The sequence below is a fragment of the Okeania sp. SIO2F4 genome, from assembly GCF_010672385.1.
Lineage (GTDB): Bacteria > Cyanobacteriota > Cyanobacteriia > Cyanobacteriales > Microcoleaceae > Trichodesmium.
On the sequence record NZ_JAAHGT010000072.1, the window covers coordinates 1 to 18,857 of the forward strand.

Annotated in this window: 11 protein-coding genes; 4 read left to right on the forward strand and 7 right to left on the reverse strand. The window is 35.5% G+C overall.

What is annotated here, in order from left to right; all coding sequences use genetic code 11:
• The first annotated feature begins 793 nt into the window (after positions 1–793).
• The gene (locus F6K22_RS07230; protein WP_293095188.1) at positions 794–2,086 is read left to right on the forward strand and encodes a S1 family peptidase; all 1,293 of its coding nucleotides are present in this window, start codon (positions 794–796) and stop codon (positions 2,084–2,086) included.
• Between the two features lie 1,173 nt (positions 2,087–3,259).
• On the opposite strand, the gene F6K22_RS07235 is transcribed toward F6K22_RS07230, so the two are convergent.
• Positions 3,260–4,285, reverse strand: coding sequence for a 2-hydroxyacid dehydrogenase (locus tag F6K22_RS07235; protein WP_293095191.1), 1,026 nt, complete (start codon positions 4,283–4,285; stop codon positions 3,260–3,262).
• Between the two features lie 659 nt (positions 4,286–4,944).
• On the reverse strand, positions 4,945–7,371 hold the full coding sequence (locus F6K22_RS07240; protein ID WP_293095194.1) for a phosphoketolase family protein: 2,427 nt from the start codon (positions 7,369–7,371) through the stop codon (positions 4,945–4,947).
• 1,122 nt (positions 7,372–8,493) lie between these two features.
• On the opposite strand from F6K22_RS07240, the gene pta reads away from it, so the two are divergent.
• Positions 8,494–10,590, forward strand: coding sequence for a phosphate acetyltransferase (gene pta, locus F6K22_RS07245; RefSeq protein WP_293095197.1), 2,097 nt, complete (start codon positions 8,494–8,496; stop codon positions 10,588–10,590).
• A 483-nt stretch (positions 10,591–11,073) separates the two neighbouring features.
• Here pta and F6K22_RS07250 read toward each other — a convergent pair whose 3' ends face one another.
• Both F6K22_RS07250 and F6K22_RS07255 read right to left on the reverse strand, forming a co-directional pair.
• Positions 11,074–11,772: a lysophospholipid acyltransferase family protein gene (locus tag F6K22_RS07250; protein WP_293095200.1), complete on the reverse strand. Its 699-nt coding sequence runs from the start codon at positions 11,770–11,772 to the stop codon at positions 11,074–11,076.
• A gap of 426 nt (positions 11,773–12,198) precedes the next feature.
• Entirely contained in the window at positions 12,199–12,795 is a 597-nt protein-coding gene (locus F6K22_RS07255) for a sulfite oxidase-like oxidoreductase (RefSeq protein WP_293095202.1), read from the reverse strand.
• A 532-nt stretch (positions 12,796–13,327) separates the two neighbouring features.
• Here F6K22_RS07255 and F6K22_RS07260 point away from each other — a divergent pair.
• Entirely contained in the window at positions 13,328–13,549 is a 222-nt protein-coding gene (locus F6K22_RS07260; protein ID WP_293095205.1) for a hypothetical protein, read from the forward strand.
• A 153-nt stretch (positions 13,550–13,702) separates the two neighbouring features.
• Here F6K22_RS07260 and F6K22_RS07265 read toward each other — a convergent pair whose 3' ends face one another.
• Positions 13,703–15,118, reverse strand: coding sequence for an LCP family protein (locus F6K22_RS07265; RefSeq protein ID WP_293095207.1), 1,416 nt, complete (start codon positions 15,116–15,118; stop codon positions 13,703–13,705).
• Between the two features lie 97 nt (positions 15,119–15,215).
• Positions 15,216–15,587: a hypothetical protein gene (locus F6K22_RS07270; RefSeq protein WP_293095210.1), complete on the reverse strand. Its 372-nt coding sequence runs from the start codon at positions 15,585–15,587 to the stop codon at positions 15,216–15,218.
• Positions 15,588–16,611: 1,024 nt separating this feature from the next.
• Here F6K22_RS07270 and rpe point away from each other — a divergent pair.
• Positions 16,612–17,322, forward strand: coding sequence for a ribulose-phosphate 3-epimerase (gene rpe, locus F6K22_RS07275; protein WP_293095213.1), 711 nt, complete (start codon positions 16,612–16,614; stop codon positions 17,320–17,322).
• Positions 17,323–18,291: 969 nt separating this feature from the next.
• Here the strand turns inward: rpe and F6K22_RS07280 are convergent.
• Positions 18,292–18,857, reverse strand: a 566-nt coding sequence (locus tag F6K22_RS07280) for a DsbA family protein (RefSeq protein WP_293095216.1), incomplete at its 5' end; no start/stop codon positions are given.

The following is an 18,857-nucleotide window of genomic DNA, read 5'->3' on the forward strand; positions in this document are numbered from 1 at the left end:
GTTATAAATAACAAGGGAGGAGTCAGGAGTCAGGAGGGAAGACGAGAAAGTTATTAGTAGACATCTCCAGAAAAGAGCAAACAGGAAATAGGGGAAGAGTAATTGATAATTTATAGATAAGAATTGATTTTATTTTTCATTTTTGGAGAAGTCTAGTTATAAGGAGGAGAAAGTTTTTTTATTACTACAGGACTTACGCAGAGGTACTACATATAGCGGAAAAAACTAGATAGTTATAGTTTTTTAACTCTATATATACGGTCTTTGCGTAAATCCTATACTAATTATCCGCACATGATATAAATTGCTATGATTATTGACTCAGCATTTATCCATACTTTTAATTTTCTCTGAATTTATTGATATTAATTTCTCCTCTCAAGACGATATAGTTAGGGCTTGCTGATTAAATATAAAAGCATTAACAGATCAAAGTGTTAGCCTTTTTAAATCCTGAAAAAGTACCTAGTTTTTGGCTGTTGTCGTCTCAAAATGTTAGAGTTTTGACACTAACAATCAGAAAATTTTGCCGTAGCATATAGTCTAAACTGTTCCCTGTTCCCCGTTCCCTTTCTTAACTAACAGACTTTTTCAGCAAACCTTAGTTAATAACTAATGGCTGAATACTTCCGAAAATATAAAGTTTCGCAAGGGTTATTTCAGTTATCAGTTATCAGTACCTCTAGCTGTTTGCGCAGCATTCCGTAGGAAAGCTTCGGGATTGAAATACGGAATTATCTTTTGTTTATCCCCTTAAAAGGGGAGATTTTAGACCACGATTTTTCGGAGAAAAATGCTATATTTTTTTATAAAAACAACTAAAAAATTATCTATTTTTCTAGGTGGCATATTGTTTAGTTTTCTAGCCTCAACTCCTGCTTTGGCTCAACTTTCAATAGAGGAAATTAATTCTATAGCCAGACAAACAACTGTATTAATTGCTCCTGCACTAACTCCGGAATTACGGCAAGAGTTAGAAGAAAATCGTAATAATCCATTACGCAAATCAGGTATTTGGCATCCAGGTTCAGGGGTAATTATTGCTAAAAAAGGAAATAAATATTATGTGCTAACTGTCGCCCATAATTTTTTACAAAGACACCTAGATAACAAACATTATTGGCAAAAATTAGGAGGAAAGCCATACTATGGAATTAGAACTTATGATGGGAAAATTCATATTATTAAAGATGTTAATGATGGTAGAGGGTGTCCTCTAAAAGGTAGTCCAAAATTGACAGTATTGGTGAGATTTGGTTGTCGCGATCGCTTTATTCTCAACACGAATATAGTTGATTATACTGTTGGTACAGATCAGGTTAGGGGTATAGATTTAGCGATCGTTATATTTGAAAGCAAGAAAAATTATACAGTTGCTCCTCTAGGAGACTCGCGTCAGGTGAATCTCAGTGACAGAATTTATATTTCTGGGTGGCCTGACCCTGAAAGAGAGAAAGACCCGCAGACAGGTAGATGTCGTGAAAGAGTAGCTCGCAGACAACGACGTTTAGCTTGGGGTCCAGTTAGGGGAAAGATTAATGCCGATCCTCAGCATCAGGGCTATAGTATTTTTTACACTGATGAAACTGCTGCTGGTATGAGTGGAGGACCTGTGTTTGATAGCAATGGTCGGGTAGTTGGCAGTCATGGGTTAGGTAGTCGGAATAAACCTTTGTGTGGTGGTAATCTTGAGGCGGGAAATGAAATTGAGTCTAGTTCTGATACTGATGGTATTTCTGGTGGTGACAGTCTTGATTTTAATAAGTTGCAAAAGCGTTATAGCAGCGGACAAAATGTTAATTATTTTCAGAGTTTAGTCAAAGAATTTGATTTTAGTTTGGCTTTCAGACGGGAGTTACCTGATGCGGAAGTTATTAAAGCTGGTATCACACCTATTAAAAATCTGAAGGTTGCTAGTAGTAGTGGTCAAGTAGAGTTTGATACGAGTGAGGATGTGTTTGACGATCCTAATGATGTTGTTGATGATATTTATGAGTTGTATAAGTTTGAGTTGAAGAATATGATTAGGGATTGCCCGTCTGGTGGTAGTGGGAGTGTATTGTTAGATAATAATGGTTGTGAATAATACCAATTTTATAAATGTTTACTACAAATAACTAGGCTGTTTATTAGACCCCTCCGAAAAAGATATAGATTTTTTGCGCATAGTAGGGAACTACTTAACTGGGAACAGGGAACGGTTCATTAATGGATAATGGATAATTGATAATGGATAATTGATAATTACAAGAAGGTTAAAACCGTTCGGGAATTGAATATAAGGAATATTGTCTTTGTTTTCCCCTATCCAAGGAGAGGCTTCAAGGCGCGAATTATTTAATTATTAATTATTAATTATTAATTTTTCGGTAAGATATTTTTACGAAAAAGGCAGGAAAAAGGATTTTTTATGGTGACTTATTCTTTCTTTAGCTAATATAACTAAAAGATTTATTTATTTTCCGGAGATGTCTATTAGGAGTCAGGAGTCATAATGAATGGCTTAAATACCATTTTTAGGTCGGAAATTATCTTTTCTGTCAAAGGAAAATCTCCTGTAAAGTCTTTTAATTACACTTAGTTATTCATAACATTCTTTTTTCACGCTTGGTATAATAGGAAAAAGGGTTTCTCAACAAAAACCTATTCAATTGTTTAGGAGTGGGAGCATCTTGCTCCTGTGCAAGCGATCGCCTAGCATTAATTGTTTGTAGTTGGGCTTTAGCCCTTACAATACTTATGTTAGGGTAAAGCCCAACTATGAGCTTAATTATACAATTAATCAGATATTTTATATTAATCATGTCCGGTAGCATCGGTATTGTATAGCAAAGGTAGGGAACACTTAACTGGCAAGAATACTTAAGGGCAATAAAAAAAACTTAAATTTCCTGTAGATATTCATCCTTGGGTTTACACAAACGCGCCCCAGCGGACATGATATTAATTGTTATTACGAGGGGGGATGAGAGAGCAATTACAGCAGATTGCAAGTAAATGAGGTACAGTCCTTAATTTAATAAATTCCCACCATTTTAAAAACTGGTATAAAAACTATTTTTGCTTTACCTCATAAACCTGAAATACGCTGTATCTTGGTTTACACAATTATTCCCCCCGTAGCAATCTCTAGTATTACAGTTATGTTATAGATTCCGTCGGTTAAGAAGATGCTTTGTCCAGTCAGGTTAAATTGTTTTATTACCGCCTAGCAATGACAATAAAATAATCAAACTATCTTGATTTCATCTAATTAATTTCAAGCCTTAGCGGTAACTTTTTCAGGAAGTTTTACTTCATTTCTCAGATAATTTCCTCCCTCAAAATCAGTAATATTAGAAATAGTTGTAGTCGCAATATCATTCATTGCTTCCTGAGTAAAAAATGCTTGATGAGAAGTAATCAAAACATTAGGGAAAGATTGTAATAATTGAAAAGTATCATCCTGAATAATTGTGTCAGATAAATCTTTAAAGAAAATATTCTCTTCTTGTTCATAAACATCAATTCCAAAATAACCAATAATTCCAGATTTTATCCCTTCAATAGCAGATTTTGTATCAATTAATTGACCGCGACTGGTGTTAATTAACATCACTCCTCGTTTCATTTTATTGATAGTTTGAGGATTAATTAAATGATAATTTTCTGGTGTTAAAGGACAATGCAACGAAATAATATCAGAGCTTTCCAATAATTCAGGTAAATCTACGTAACGAGCATCATCAATTTCTGCAAATTTGGGATTAGGATAAGGATCGTATCCAACTAAATGACAACCAAAACCATGTAAAATCTGAGCAACAATAACACCTATTTTACCAGTTCCGACAATTCCAACTGTACGACCGTGTAAATCAAATCCTAATAAACCATTTAAAGAGAAATTATCATCACGCACTCGATTATAAGCTTTATATAATTTACGGTTGAGCATCATCATCATCCCAATAGTAAATTCTGCTACTGAATAGGGAGAATAAACACTAACTCGCACAACTTTAATGCCTACTTCAGCAGCAGTTTCCAAGTCAACATTATTAAATCCTGTAGACCGCAAAGCTACTAGACGAGTACCCTGCTCCGCTAAAATTTTCAGAGTTTCAGCACCTAAATCATCATTTACAAATACACAAATTGCTGAACATTCCGTTGCCAAAGTAGCAGTTTTTGCCTCCAGTCGAGTTTCATGGAAAATAAAATCATGGTTAGCATTAGTAGCAGTATTAGCTGCCTCTAAAAATTGGCGATCGTATTTTTCGGTACTAAAAACAGCGACTTTCATTTTAATTAGGGAATAGGGAATGGGGAATAAGCGTAGTAGCTCGTCTAGACTAAAATTGTGGGTAAATACAAGCCAATAATATTGAATTTACTGCCTTCTTAGCAATTGCTTTACCCACATTCTAAAGCTAGACACCTTAGTAGTAGCTCGTCTAGACTAAAATTGTGGGTAAAAACCTAACCCCCCAACTCCCTTTCCCTACCTAGGTTGCTTCTGGGTAGCAGTGAGAAGGGGGAGAACACTGACCCCTCTCCTTGCAGGAGAGGGGTTGGGGGAGAGGTCTTCCGGGATACTGAAACTTACTCACAAAATAAATCTAGACACGCTAGTAGGTTGAGTTGAGGAAGCGAAACCAAACAAATATATAGCACTATGCATAAGTTAAAAGTCAAAAGGCAAAAGTCAAAAGTAATCTCTGAGTTGGTTTTAGTATTTAGAAATGTTCCCATCTTTGCTTCGACTGCTATAACTATCAACAATAAGCTATCAGTTCCAGTCAAATGATTGTTGGGTTAAGCGTCAGCGCAACCCAACCTACTACTGCAACATTCTAGATATGAAAGTTGTATAGCATTCACCAGGGCGATTAGGAAATTCTAAAACTCTCAAATTGACTGACAGTAATAATTTAACTCCTAACTTCTGACTCCTCACTTCACCTAGTAAGGCCATTTCCAACTAACAACATCAGGTCGGTCAGCACCATACTCGTACGCATAGTTTTGACAAGAAATTTGCTCATTGCGTAAATGTTCTTTCGCATGAGCACCTGCAACTTTTAGTTTGTCTACTCGGTCAATCACATCCATCGCAATACTGAAGCGGTCAATATTGTTCCGAATAGCTAATTCTAAAGGTGTATTAATATTACCCTTTTCTTTATAACCTCGGACATGGAGATTCTTGTGATTAGTGCGACGGTAAGTATAACGGTGAATCAACCAAGGATAACCGTGGAAGTTAAAGATAATTGGTTTATCCAGCGTAAATAAAGTATCAAAGTCGCGATCGCTCAATCCATGAGGATGCTCTGTATCTGGTTGTAACTTAAACAGATCGACCACATTAATAAAGCGAATCTTTAAGTCAGAAAAAGCTTCCCTTAACATGACACTAGCAGCTAAAGCTTCCTTAGTTGGAATATCTCCAGCAGTTGCCAACACAACATCAGGCTCTATTCCCTGGTCGTTACTTGCCCAATCCCAAATACCTATACCCTTAGTACAATGCTGAATAGCAGCATCCATATCCATGTACTGCAAGTGCATCTGTTTGTCAGACACAATCACATTTACATAATTTTTACTCCGCAAACAGTGGTCAGCAACCGATAACAAACAGTTAACATCAGGTGGTAGATAAATCCGAGTTACATCTGGAGTCTTGTTAGAAACTACATCTAGGAAACCTGGATCTTGGTGAGTAAAACCGTTGTGGTCTTGTCGCCAAACTGTAGAAGTAATCAACAAATTTAGAGAAGGAATTTTTTCACGCCAACTAAGTTCATTGCACTTTTCAATCCACTTTGTATGCTGACCCACCATTGAATCAATTACATGGGCAAATGCCTCGTAAGTCGACAAAAAGCCGTGTCTTCCCGTCAATATGTATCCTTCCATCCAACCTTCGAGAGTATGTTCGCTCAACATTTCCATCACACGGCCATCTCGTGCAAGCTCCCCACCATCTAAGTCTTCCGGTAGAAACTCTGCCATCCAAGTTTTCTTACTAACTTCATAAATGGCATTCAGCTTATTGGAAGTATTTTCATCAGGTCCGAATACCCGGAAATTATTCATGTTCTTAGCCATGACATCCCGGAGAAATACACCCAAAGGACGAGTATTTTCTGCTTCTATTGTTCCAGGTTTATCTACCTGTATACCGTATTCCTGGAATTTAGGCATATTCAATTGTTTGCAGAGAAGACCACCATTGGCATGAGGGTTAGCACTCATCCGACGGGCACCATAAGGAGCTATTTCTCTTAATTCTGCTTTGAATTTGCCATTTTCATCAAAAAGTTCTTCTGGTTTATAGCTACGCAGCCACTCTTCTAAAATTTTTAGATGTTCTGGATTTTTAGCAACATCAGTCATCGGTACTTGGTGCGCCCGCCAGAAACCTTCAACTTTGTGTCCATCAATTTCTGAGGGAGCTGACCATCCTTTAGGTGTCCGGAATATAATCATCGGCCACCGTGGTAGATCGGCATTGCCAGAACTTCTTGCTTCTTGCTGAATAGCTTTAATTTCTTGAACACAATGATCTAAAGTTGCAGCCATTGCTTGGTGCATACTATCTGGATCGGACCCTTCAACAAAATATGGTTGATAACCATACCCCAAAAATAGATTTTTTAAATCCTCATGGCTGATTCTAGCTAAAATTGTAGGATTGTTAATCTTATAACCATTTAGATGCAGAATTGGTAAGATAGCACCATCTGTAATGGGATTAATAAATTTATTAGAATGCCAAGATGTAGCCAGAGGTCCTGTTTCTGACTCACCATCTCCTACAACTGGCACAGAAATTAAATCTGGATTATCAAGAATTGAACCTGTGGCATGAGAAAGTACATAACCAAGTTCACCACCCTCATGGATAGAACCAGGAGTTTCTGGTGTACAGTGACTACCAATACCGCCAGGGAAAGAGAACTCTTTGAAGAATTTTTCTAGACCTTGTATATTTTGACCCTTGTCAGGATAGACCTCTGAGTAAGTGTCTTCCAAATAAGTTGGAGCTAACACTCCTGGTGCGCCATGTCCTGGACCAGACATATAAATCATGTTGAGGTCATATTTTTTGATAATTCGGTTGAGATGTATCCAAATGAAGGCTTGACCAGAACTTGAACCCCAATGTCCGAGAATTCTACTCTTAATTTGTTCTGGTTGTAGAGGTTCCCGTAGTAAAGGATTCTTTTTCAGATAAATCATCCCTACCATTAAATAGCAGGAAGCACGCCAAAATGCCTGCATTTTGTAGAGTTCATCAGGACTTAGAGGTGTGCCTTCAACCGTTGAACGCGCTGGACCAAAGGCACTAATTAAGGCTGTTTTTTCTGGAGTTGAGACCATTATTTTCAGATTCCTTATACAAAATTCTGCCTCTTTAAAACCTAGTAAACATAGCAAATGCCTATTTTTAAATTGAATGCAGATATTTTTTACATTTGCTTGTACTCATAGTCAAAGATTGCAGGACAAAATTAGTATCGTATTTAGTACAACTAAACTATACTTCACTTTGACAATAAAATTGCTGTAGAAAATAGTTAAATTTTGCTTAATTTTTGTGTCTACTATTATTGTTTGTCCATCAAAAATGATATATACAAATTATGTTCCGAGTTGGATAATCTTTTATTATACCAATTATCAAAAAAAATGCTACAAAAATGAAATTGGAAATTTATATAGCAATATGATTTAGGTTGTGAGATATTGAATACTTTTAGGGAACAGTGAATAGAGAAGAAGAAAAAAATGAATATATCTGAATTTGATAACTATTATATTTATACTTTTAAGGAACATCTCAATTCTCTGAACTGATTCATTATTGCTATAGTGTTCAAGTAGGGAGGAATTCATAAATTGTGCCTAAAGTTATAGAACTAATAAGAGTATCTATTTTTTTTCCTTTTTTTCTTATTTCTTATTCCAATTTCAACGTCTTTACAATGGGTAATTGATAATTAATCCCCAAAGGTTTAAAGCTTCTCCTTTTAAGGAGAAAAAGCGGTCGTTATTTTTTGGTCATAACTTATCCTTAAACAAACCATGTTATGGTTATATTTCTCAACCAAAATTTGTTAGCAGATTCTAGGTATCAGCATCAAATGTATCCAAGAAAACAAATCTAGTAATACCAATTTCATAAAATTTTGCTACAGTGTCTTTGTTCTTAGGAGTCAGGCAGGGAAGCCGTCCGATTGCAAGGTACAGTAGTCAGAATTAAGTAATAATTAAGGTTATAATATTTAAAGGTAATTCAGCAATTAACAATTAATAATTACCTCTTCTTAAAACAGATAGGATTGACTAAAAGTATTTTTTTTGATTTTATCCCCTTAAAAGGGGAGGCTTTAAACCTAAATTGTTGAATGAATAATTATTAACTATAAACTCTTAATTATTCATTATTAATTATTAATTATTCTGTAAGCCTTGAAGAGATCGAGAGGATGAATTAAAATTATGACAATATCTCTCTATATCAGTACCCTTGAAGCAGACAGTGGCAAAGCTTTACTTGCATTAGGAATTATAGAACAAGCCTTACTAAAAACGACTAAAGTAGGTTTTTTTAGACCTCTAATTAGAGGAACATCAACAGGCAAAAAAGACAAAGAAATTGAGCTGATAATTACTCAATTTAATTTGCCACAAAACTATGAAGATTCTTATGGTTTATTAGAAAGCGAAGTACTTCAACTGATTAATCAACATAAACATGAACAAGTTTTAGAAAAAATCATTACTAAATACAAATCCTTAGAAGCAAATTGTGATTTTATTCTCTGCGAATGTTCTGATTATTTAGGTCAAAGTTTGGCTTTGGAATTCGATATTAATCGGGAAATTGTACAAAATTTAGGTTGTCCGATTATTCTGTTAACTAATGGTTACCAAAAAAGCATCGAAGAAATAACCAGTACCATTCAAATTGCTCTGGATGCTTATCAAGAGAAAAATTGTCAAATTATGGGAATTGTAGTTAATAAAGTTGTCTCTCAACAAATTAATGAACTTAACCAAGTATTAGCATCTGAATATGACCAATTCAACTATTTACTGTCTGTAATTCCTTACACCTCGAAACTGGAAAATCCACGAGTTGGAGAAGTAGCAGCACAACTTCAAGCATCCCTTATTGATGGAAAAAAGAAACTAGATAATCTTGTCTCTGACTATTTAGTAACAGCAATGCAAGTTTCTAACGCCTTAAATTGGTTGGAGGAGGGTCAATTAATTATTACTCCAGGCGATCGCGGCGACCTAATATTGGCGATGTTACAAGCGGAACATTCAGTTAATTATCCCTCTCTAGCAGGAATTTTACTATCGGGAGGTATTTCTCCTGCACCATCAATTCTGAAACTAATTGATGGTTTAGCTCATCCTCTACCCATTCTCTCTGTAGAAACTGATACTTATACTACTGCGGCTCTTGCAAAAGAGGTAAAGGGTTCCATTATTGCAGGTGATATCGAAAAAATTCGTTTGAGTCTAGAATTATTTGCTAAGTATGTTGATGGAACTAAGCTAGAAAAAAGGTTGCGTGAGATTAAGTCTCATGGTATTACTCCGAAAATGTTTATTTATAATTTGCATCAACAAGCAAAATCTCTCAGAAAGCATATTGTTTTACCAGAAGGAGGGGAACCTCGTATTCTCCAAGCAGTCTCTTTTCTCCTTAGTCAAGGAATGGTTGATTTAACTCTTTTAGGTAGTCGCAAAGATATTGAAAGTTCTATCAGAAAACATGGCATTAACTTAGATGTTAACACCCTCAATATCATTACACCGAAACAACACCCGAAATTCTCTGAATATGTGGAAACTTTCTATGAACTCAGAAAACATAAAGGAATGACGCTGGATGCAGCAAAAGATTACATGATAGATGTATCTTACTTTGGCACGATGATGGTTGAATGTGGGGATGCAGATGGCATGGTTTCTGGTGCAGTGCATACAACTCAACATACTATCAGACCAGCACTACAAATAATTAAAACTAAACCCGGTTTTTCTCTGGTTTCCTCCGTCTTTTTTATGTGTCTGGAAAGTCACATTTTAGTTTATGGAGACTGTGCAGTTAATCCTCATCCTAACCCTGAAGAATTAGCTGAAATAGCTCTAGCTTCAGCAGAAACTGCCTCTATATTTGGCATTGAACCAAAAGTTGCTATGTTATCCTATTCTTCAGGTTCTTCTGGTAAAGGAGAAGAAGTGGAAAAAGTTCGCCAAGCAACAGCGATCGCTCAACAACGGCAACCAGAGTTACAATTAGAAGGTCCGATGCAATATGATGCTGCAGTAGATGCTGCTGTGGCAGCTCAGAAAATGCCTGGTTCTAAAGTTGCCGGACAAGCAACAGTGTTTGTTTTTCCAGATTTGAATACGGGGAATAATACTTATAAGGCAGTGCAAAGAGAGACAGGAGCGATCGCTATCGGACCTATATTGCAAGGTTTGAAAAAGCCAGTAAACGATCTTAGTCGCGGTTGCAAAGTAGAGGATATCATTAATACTGTGGCAATTACAGCTATTCAAGCACAAAATATTTAGTAGTAATATCAAGTCCGGTAGTATAAGTATAATTGGAGAAGGAGTTATATCAAAGGAGATAGCATTGGTATAATAGACCTCTCCAGAAAATAAACTTGCTCTTTATTTAAGACAAGCTAGAGTTGTAAAATTCACTCTCCGAAATCATTTTTCGTATCTTTTTCGTGAAAATATATACCCTGTTCCCTACTAGCCACAAAAAATCTATATCTTTTTCACGCCTATGTCTAATTATATCAAGGGTGTTGAAACCCACCCCTAACCCCTCCCAGGATAGGAATTTGGGGAGTGTGGGAACATGGGGAAATTGGGTAATCTTGTAAAGATTTGGCAATGACGCGAAGATGGAAAATTTTTTTTATACCTACTTAATCGGATTTGATATTAGAAGGAAAGAGAATTTAGAAAGATTTGGTAATTTTCGTACTTCATATAAGTAGGGGTTTGGTCACCAAACCCCTATAATTAAAAAGACTTGTAAAACTAATATTTTTTATGTAATTGCTTCAGAGAAAGTTCCATATTCGCGGTAAGTTCTTGAGCAGCTTGCTTTGTGGAATTACCGAGATAATCTTTAACTTCTAAAGGATCGCCGATATTAACATGTACACCACACCGCCAGGGTGGAGGTGCAGGATGATCGTATAAAATACTAATAGGAATAATTTTAAGATTCGGTTCAGCACCACTAGATATTACCTGTAGTGCTATACGGGAAACTCCTGGTTGAATAAAATGAATTTCATTATCTTCAGGATATATTTTTCCTTCGGGAAATAGTACCAAAATTTCCCCCTCTTTCAGGAGTTTAACACTATGACGAATACTAGATATCCCTGGATTATCGCGATCGACTGGAAAACCACCCAAGCGACGAATAAACCAACCTTGAAAACCTTCTGTTTGTTCTTGGGAAACCATATATCGCAGGTAACGGTTACTAACTAAACCTACCATATAAGCCATAATTAGAGGGTCCCACCGAGAACGATGAGTCGGCGCAAGGATAATTGCTTCTTTATTAGTAGGAAGTTTTTCTTGACCCCTAACTTTTATGTTGAAATAAAAAGGTAAGAGAACTTTACATACAAGAAAGTAAGTTAAGGGAGTTAGCCAAGGTGAAAACCCAGGGATAATTTCTGGAGATGCTGGATAGTTTTGAGGTTTATTGTTTTCAGTCATTGCTATAACAGGGAATAGGGAATAGGGAATAGGGAATTGGTGAAATAAGGTATGAAATTCGTATCGAAGTAAGATTGATAGTAACTGGACTTTAGGAAAAAACAGGTTAAAAATAAGGTCAAACCTTTATACTGTAATGTTTTTACCTGAAATTAAACATTTTCTTGATATATCTAGGTTTCATCTATTTTAAGCAAGTTCAGGTATTTCCCTTGCTCATACTGGGTTTGAAGCCATTTACAGTCTAAAAAATCTAAAAGTCCAGGTAACAAAAAAAACTCTTTTAACTACTGACTACTGTAGGGGCGATTCGCGAATCGCCCCTACTAAACAATTCGCGAATCGCCCCTACTAAAAATCATACAATCATTCACCAAGGCGGAAATTAGTATTAAACTGTACCTCACTATCCATTTTCCCATCTCCTTAAATAGATCCATAACGTTCTTCTGCCCAAGGTTCACCACGTTTGTGATAACCATTACGTTCCCAAAAACCTAAATCTTCATTGTCTAGAAATTCTAGCCCATTAATCCATTTTGCACTTTTCCAAGCATAGAGATGAGGAACTACTAATCGCATAGGACCACCATGATCGGGAGGTAATGGTTCACCAAATAGAGTGTGGGCAAAGAAATTTTCTTCTCTAAGGAAGTCAGCTACAGAAATATTAGTGGTGTAACCTCCATAGCAATGTTCCATAATATGGATAGCTTTGGGGTCTAACTCTACATGAGCCATAAAATCTGTAACTTTTACCCCTGTCCACTGAACATCAAGTTTTGACCAACGAGTAACACAATGAAAATCTGCTGTGAAGTGATTTTGTGGCATGGCCATTAAGTCTGACCAACTAAAGGTAACTGGTTTAGCTAAACCCCATACTTTTAATTCCCATTCGTCTTTACTAATATTAGGAGTCTCACCATAAGTTAGTACGGGAAAACCTTTTGCCAAGTGTTGACCAGGAGGAACGCGATCGCTTAGTTCTGCTTCTGGTTTGCGGAAAAATTTACCTAACATGATTAACAAGTTTGAGTAATGTACTTTGAATAACTTGGATTAACTATTTTAGTTTCTTTGAATAATTAAGATACCAGAGTTTTTTCTGGAATTGATTAGTTTACTAATGAATAAATTTTATAAGTTTCATCTTTGAGTTAATAATCTCAACTCTCATTTTTTTTTGCTGACTCGACACTGGCTAAGTCCCTATCAAGTCTGAGCATTTCAACTGTCCTAAATTTTGGCGCTAAATTTACCTTATTCCCTATCTTAAGCGAAAATTATTTCTCTGATTAAAAGATCTGATTGAAAGTTGAGAAGAGGAAGTTTCTCTAGTTGGAGATGAGCATGAACCGTAATTGAGGATTTTTCTCCCTTTGCCAATTAATATGAAGTATCTATTTCATAAAATCAGACATTATTGTGTCATTATATGTCTCCAAAAATTAATCTCAAACTTGGCAATTCCTAAGCTAAAACTTAGTTAGCCCATATTTTTATTAGTTATAATATTGATCAATGTCAAGAATTCATAAATACCATAAATCAAATGAATATTACCTATATAATTCCCTTAAGTCTTTTTTTTCTAGCTATTTTTGTCAGTTTCAATACTGATGTCAAAACCTTGGATGGCATTCCTAGAATATTAGCACCTTGTATAGGGGTCATTGGATTAATTTGGTTTTTTAATGTGATTCCTTGGTTATTTCAGGTTGGGTTTGTACTAATTTTACTTTCTCTGAGTAAAACCTACTTACCAAATAACTAGAGTCTTTGGAAATCAACAATTTTAATTGTCTGCTAATTTTTGAAAGTATTTTCAGAAAATAGTGTTAGGGTAGAGACATTCCAGTGGAATGTCCTTCTTTAATGCCCTAACTGCAAATTCTACACCAGTGGATATAAAAATAAATGACAATTTTTACCAATTTTGTGAATTTTGAGATTCATCTTTAATTGGCAACCAATCTTGTCCTAACTGAATAGTTACATCTGACTTTAAATATCCCGTACTTTCTACAAAAACTTCTCCAAAACCTAGAGACTTTTGAACTGCTTGTGCCGCTTGAATATCTCCTTTCTGAGCAATAATTCGAGTTACTTCTAAAGGTTTACTCCAGGGTTTAGCAACTTTAACATTCCAATAACCAGCATCATTGAGAGACCTAACTAATTCATCGACAGTTTCCCAATTATCAGTGCTATCTTGAATTGCTACTCTAATATAGTAAGAATCTAAATTTTCTACTTCCCAACGATCGTAACCAAAGTCAAAGTGTTTGGCTATCATATTATCTAGGGTTCTCAGATCGGGCAACCAGTAACTAGCCTTATATTCTTCAGGATTACTAAACTGACCAGGTACCATTAACATTTGTACATTAGGTCGCTTAATCTTAGTAGCAAAATTCATTAAAGCTACTAATTCCTCTACACTCAAATTTGTATCAATATGAGACTGAATTACTGAAAGAATTTTTGGCAGTCGGGATAGAGTTTTCACATTAACCGACTGTTCCATAAAAGCTCGCATCAAAAGTTGCTGCCTTTGGACTCGCCCAATGTCCCCTAAATTATCATAGCGAAATCTCATAAATTGTAGAGCCTGGTCGCCATTGAGATGTTGTTCGCCCTCTTTAAGATTAATATAGAGGTGTTGACTATCATCTTGATATTTCATGTCTTTAGGTACATGAACTTTCACACCTCCAAGAGCGTCTATCAATTTTTCTACACCTTGTACATTGACTCTAATGTAACGGTCTATTCCTACCCCACCCAAAAGTTCACTAACAGCTTTTGCACTTTTGGCTGGCCCACCATAATAATTGGCCGCATTAATCTTGGTTAAGCCTCGATCTTCTACATAAGTTCGAGTATCTCTGGGAATAGAGAGTAAGGTTAACTTCTGATTTTCAGGGTCAAACCTTACCAGAAGCATCGTATCAGATAATCCTTTAAAAGAATTAACCAAAGCATGATATCCTAGATATTCATCATGGGGATATTCTTCTAAATCTGATGTTAATACCTTAATTCCTAACAACAATATATTGACAGGTCGAGTTAACTCTGGCAATCTCATACTGCTTTTGGCCAAATCTTTTTGAGAAAATACTGCTGCTTCTTCTGGAGATAGTCTTTGTTGCATTAGTGGGGTGCTAGAAAGAGATACTGCTAACAAAGCTCCTGCTGTGGCAGATATCATTGCTACTCCAGCTAAACCTAAACCTAAGCCAAACCAACGTCCGGGAGTAAATTGGGAAGGTTGTTTCTGGTAATTTTCTGTTTTTGATTCTTTACTAGCGGTTGAATTTAAAAATTTATTAGCGGGCACTGGTTTCCTCACACACTAAATATTAAAATAGAATTTTTTGTCAGACGAATTTTGCTGAAAATCTCAATTTTCAACAGTTTAATATAACCTTTAACAATCATAAATGTTTACCTACCACTTTCTCTGCTATCTGGCTAATTCCTGGTAGCCATAAGGGTTGTCTTTTCCAGATCCGAACCATTAGTCCGAAAGTAACTATAAAGTAGCTGGTAGTTAGTAGGCTATTTATTAATAACAAGGTGATAGTACCAGATTCCCCTATTTCGCCTCCTAATTGCAACAAGATATTTCCTAATAACCAAATTAAGGTTAGAGTCACAATTAATCGGCTTACTGCTCTATGTTGTAGACTAGCCTTTTGACGAAGCAAAATCCACATTGCGGGAAAGAAACCTAATATTGGAGTTACTAACAAAAATAGTTCTTGACGGTTGATGTGAGGATTTTCTAGTTGGTCGGTATTTTTCATCTTTAGTTATTTGGGTTATCGGTAAAAGTAAAATTTTTGGCAGTATTTAAATGCTTAAGCAAAATTAATTACCATTATTTATTCCCTATAATTTTTACAGCATCAGCTTTTTAGTTTTAGAGTATGTGTAATTAATTTTGCACGACTACTTAGATAATTAAAATTAGGCAGATTATGCTTAAGCTAATATACATTTGTATTGAGAATAGTAAATATAGCAATATGATTTGAGTTGTGAGATATTGGAGACTTTTAGGTATGGAGGCACTATTGCTACAGGAAAGAAGAAGAAAATGTATCTTCTTCATAATATAACTGCTATATTCTATCCTTTTAAGGAACATCTCAATTCTCACATCTGATTCGGTGATTGCTATATCACAGGAAAAAAGAGTAGGGAAAGATATTTAATTGATCGGGATTTTTTTAACTCAATACGTATATTCACAGTTAAAATCTGCAACAGCTTATTGGTTATATCATAGTAATCAACCCAAATATTACTGCTATATTATCTATCTTTCTATATAGAAATAAAATAATTTTTCTCCAACTAATGAGATTTTAATTTTTATATAACGTTTGTCAAAAAGCTTGAGGTACAGTTGTTTTTCTTCTTTTCTCTCTTGGTGCGCGTTCCCTGTGTTGGTCAGCATTCTCTTACGTCTGTCGCACCCCGCGGGGTGGCACCACTATTCCCTGTTTCCCGAATTACTACGGTCTACTCCCGTTGCATAGAACGTCCCTACCTACTCCTTAAAACAAATGAATTTTTTACCTCACAAGAGAGATGAGAATTGCTATATATAAAATAAATACATCCTCAATAGTTGTTGAGAATTTTGGTCAAACTTTAAATTACACTTCGCAGTCTTTTAGACTCTAACAATAGTTGGATAAAATTCCTCTTTAATCAAGCCTAAAAACTAAACTAGGACTTCTCCATCTACACATTCTGATAATAAATAATTAAATTAGTGTTAAAATTTACGGTAATCCAGTAAGTAGGAGAACATTTACTCTAATGACCACTACCGATAAGAAATCTATTGTTATCGCCCCATCTATATTATCAGCAGATTTTAGCCGTCTTGGAGATGAAGTCCGAGCTATAGATAAAGCTGGTGCTGATTGGATTCATGTTGACGTAATGGATGGCCGTTTTGTTCCTAACATTACTATTGGTCCATTAATTGTCAAAGCACTTCGTCCTGTTACTCAAAAACCTCTTGATGTCCACTTAATGATTGTGGAACCAGAGAAGTATGTTGAAGATTTTGCTAAGGCAGGTGCTGATATTATCTCTGTTCATGCTGAACATAATGCTTCACCTCATTTGCACCGAACTCTAGGCCAAATTAAGGAGTTGGGTAAGCAAGCAGGTGTTGTTCTTAATCCTTCCACACCTCTAGAATTAGTTGAATATGTTCTAGATTTGTGTGACTTAGTATTGATTATGAGTGTTAACCCTGGTTTTGGAGGCCAGAGTTTTATTCCTGGGGTATTGCCTAAAATTCGTCAACTTCGCAAAATGTGTGATGAGCGGGGACTCGATCCTTGGATTGAAGTTGATGGTGGCCTGAAAACTAATAATACTTGGCAGGTATTAGAAGCTGGTGCTAATGCTATTGTTGCAGGTTCTGCTGTATTTAAAGCGGATGATTATGCAGAGGCAATTAATGGTATTCGTAATAGTAAGCGTCCTGTTCCTGAACCTCAGTTAGTTACTGTTTAATAACAAAAAATACTGTTTAATAAAAAATTATTCAAATTAAAAATGGGTTGTACAATCCATTTTTAATTTTTTTGAGGTTGAGATTAATTTGAAAGTCTAGCATAAAGTAAAAATTCAATCTTTTTTACCGGAAAATTAAGGTATAAAGCCTCTCCATTCATGGAGAAAAAAGCGGTTGAGGGATGGCGAGGTCTCCTCGCCATATCCAATCAACCAAGAGAAGAAAAAAATTATTTGAGCGCCAATCCTCTTCTTTATAAGAAGAGGTAATTATTAATTATTAATTATTAATTATTAATTATTGAAGCCTTCTGCTTCTGGGAAAAACAAGGAAAATATCTACTGACGTAAGTATTCAGCTATTAGCAGTCAGCAATAAAAATCAAGTCAGTTATTAAGCAAATCAGTCTAGATAATTTTTAGAGGTGCTTTGGTAAATATCTCAGTTTACCTAATCTCCTTTATCTATTATCTATGTCAATACTTTTAATTCTTCACTCCTTCACATATCCTTATGCTGCTAACTAATAACTGATGACTGACGGCTGGATTGCTTACCTACTAATTAACTTTAGCTAAAGTATTCTCTATATCAGACAATTCTACTGTGCCAGAAAAAGTTTTTCTATTCATCACAAAGAAAGGTGTATTAGAAGCAGCAATTTTTTCGGCGTTGCATATTTCTGGGATTAATTAGTGTGGGGAGGTGCGGAAATGGGAAGAGTTAGAAAGATTTGGCATTATGTGAAGATAGAAAATTTTTTTATACCATATTAAGCAGATTTGGTATTAGAGTAAAGAGGAAGTGAAAGATGGGATTTACCTTTTCTACAAAGATTCATCCCTTGGTTCAGCCACGCCATTTTTTCAGCTATTAAGAAGTGGAACGTCTTGCCGTTGGTATACCTATCCAATTTTCCCTTTTTACTTCTTGAAGCCATCCAATTTTAATTCTTTCTAAACTTATATTTATTCACTAACTTTAGCTAAAGTTTCCTCCATCTGAGACAGTTTTACTGCACCAGAAAAAGTTTCTCCATTCATCACAAAAAATGGCGTACCAGAAACACCAATTTTTTGAGCTAATTTAATATCGGTTTCAATGGAAGTAGTTGCTGCTTCAGATTGGCGATCGCTATTAAACTTTTCTATATCTAAATCCAAATTATTAGCAATCTCTACATACAATTCTTCTCCTAATTTGTCTTGTTGTTCAAATAAAGCATCGTGATATTCCCAAAATTTTCCTTGTTTTTGAGCTGCCCAAGATGCTTTTGCTGCTGGTATTGCTTGGGGATGAATTCTTGTTAAAGGTAGATGTTTAAATACTAAAGTTACTCTATCTTGATGCTTATCCATAAATTTTTTGAGATTTTCCTGTGCTTTTGCACAAAAAGGGCATTGAAAATCTGAGAACTCAAATAGTACAATTTTTTGAGTAGTAGAACCAAAAGTTGGAGAGTCACCAATTTCTTCAGTTGGATTATTTTTAAACTGTTGTAATATGTCCTGTCTACTAGCGTGCTGTTGTTGCT